A 2,222-nucleotide genomic window follows, 5' to 3' on the forward strand; every position below is an offset into this window, starting at 1 on the left:
CAGATGCGCCATTTTCTTGCCTAGAGCGGTAAGGCGCTTGTCTTCATCAACGGCGCGTAGTTCGAATAGAAGGCGGTAGCCGTCGTTGATTTGCCGCTGATCGGGGCTGTCTACGAAGGGAAAGGCGGCGATGTCGCCCAGATGCAAGACCAGCATTTGCAAGATGACGGCGGCAAGATTGGTGCGCAGGATTTCCGGCTCGGTAAAGGCGGGACGCTGTTTGAAATCTTCTTCGCTGTAGAGGCGGATGCAGATGCCGGCGCTTAAGCGTCCGCAACGCCCTGCACGCTGATTGGCGGCGGCCTGCGAGATGGCTTCGATCGGCAGGCGTTGGGTTTTGCTGCGCAGAGAATAGCGGCTGATACGCGCGGTGCCGGTGTCGATGACGTATTTAATCCGCGGCACGGTCAGCGAGGTTTCCGCCACGTTGGTGGCTAAGACGATGCGCCGCTTGCCTTTGGGGTGGAAGACGGCGTTTTGTTCGGCCAGCGAGAGACGTCCGAACAAGGGCTGAATCTCGGTATCGCGCAGATTGGCTTTGCGCAGGCTGTCCGCCGCCTCGCGGATATCGCGTTCGGTGGGGAAGAAGATAAGAATATCGCCGCGGCTTTCGTGGTCGAGTTCTTCTACCGCTTGCAGGATATTGTCCTGCATATCGCTGTCGGGCAGAGGGTCGCGGTAGCGAATTTCTACGGGATAACTGCGTCCGGAGACATTGATAATCGGCGCATTATTGAAATGGGCGGCGAATTTTTCCGTGTCGATGGTGGCGGAGGTAATGATGACTTTTAAATCGGGGCGCTTGGGCAGTAATTGGCGTAGATAGCCGAGCAGGAAATCGATATTGAGACTGCGTTCATGCGCTTCGTCAACAATAATAACTTCATATTGCGAGAGAAATTTGTCGGACAGGGTTTCTGCCAGCAGCATGCCGTCGGTCATCAGTTTGACCGCGGTCTGTTCGCTGATTTGCTCGTCAAAACGCACTTGATAACCGACGCTGCTGCCTAAAGCCACGCCCAATTCTTCGGCAATGCGGTCGGCAACCGAACGCGCGGCAATACGCCGCGGCTGCGTATGCGCAATCATGCCTGCCGCGCCCAAGCCCAAATCCAAGCAGATTTGCGGCAATTGCGTGGTTTTGCCCGAGCCTGTTTCGCCGCTGATAATCACGACTTGATGATGCTCAATCAGGCGGCGGATTTCCGCCTGCTTGGCAAGCACCGGTAAATCCGCGCTTAATGCAGGCTTGGGCAATTGCGCCAGCCGCTGTTGATAAGCGGTATTTGAGGATTGATATTGCTTGAGATATTTCTCGCGCATCTGCTCGGCTGGCAATCCACGCCGCTCGCGTTGGCGGATTTTATACGCCAAACTACGCAAAGCATGGCGGTCTTGGCAAAGAATATGGGAAAAATTTTGGGGAAGGCTGGTAGTCATGAAGCGTTTAATGGCGAAAATAAAAACAAATATGGGGCTGATGTAGGCAGCTTCAAGGCTATTATTGAAAAGTGCATGAGTCCCGCCGAGGGTTTGGCTGCCATGTTGTCTTTATATATAGTCGGAGAAGTGAAAAAGTAGTACAAGGCGGCGAGCCGCAGACAGTACAAGAGCGTACGGCAAGGCGAGCCAACGCCGTAATACTTTTTCAATTCTTTGACTATAGTACCTTAACTTCAAAATGAGACTTAGAAATACACATTTTGTCAGGAGAAGCGCTTAGAATAATCTCATTTTGAAGTTAAGAGACTATAGCTTGCAAGAAAAAGCGCTATTTTGTCATGGTTTGCAGGAACAATCGAATGGACTTTGTATAGTCGATTAACATTGTAATGATACGGTGTTGTCTCATTTTTATTTTAATCGACTATAAAATGTTTTCAGTTTTGGCGGATTAAAAAAGGATTGTAGCCGCCGCGGCTGTAGTCTTTTTCGCCAATCAGAATATCCAAGGCGAGGCTGGCAAGATCGTCCGCAATCGGGTCGGCAAGCGCTTGTTCGCGCAGGAAGAAGAATTTACGGTAGTGTTTGCAGCGGTCGCAGCTTTCCGCGCGTGCGCTGCGCAGCGCGCTAGGCAGATGGTGTTTTTTCCGCGTTCGGGGCGCTGAGTTGCTGTAATTGCATGCCGGATTGCTGGTTGCAGAAGGTACATTTGGCGCGCAGGGCGTTCCAGCGGCTATTGCAGCGCGGGCAATGCAGGTAGCGCAGATTGTCATCATCGC

At 52.4% G+C, this 2,222-nt stretch carries 3 protein-coding genes; 1 reads left to right on the plus strand and 2 read right to left on the minus strand.

Annotated elements, in window-relative coordinates:
• Positions 1–1,383: ATP-dependent RNA helicase HrpA (hrpA, locus tag DT343_RS18630; RefSeq protein WP_258522622.1), on the minus strand; the 1,383-nt coding region annotated here is incomplete at its 3' end.
• Here hrpA and DT343_RS18635 point away from each other — a divergent pair.
• Positions 1,300–1,581 (plus strand): hypothetical protein, encoded by a 282-nt coding sequence (locus tag DT343_RS18635; RefSeq protein ID WP_258522623.1) that lies wholly within the window; start codon positions 1,300–1,302, stop codon positions 1,579–1,581. The genes hrpA and DT343_RS18635 overlap by 84 nt on opposite strands.
• 299 nt (positions 1,582–1,880) lie before the next feature.
• Here the strand turns inward: DT343_RS18635 and DT343_RS18720 are convergent.
• On the minus strand, positions 1,881–2,222 hold a 342-nt coding region (locus DT343_RS18720; protein WP_258522621.1), incomplete at its 5' end, for a formate dehydrogenase accessory protein FdhE.

The organism is Brevundimonas vesicularis, assembly GCF_900445985.1.
GTDB lineage: Bacteria > Pseudomonadota > Alphaproteobacteria > Caulobacterales > Caulobacteraceae > Brevundimonas > Brevundimonas vesicularis_D.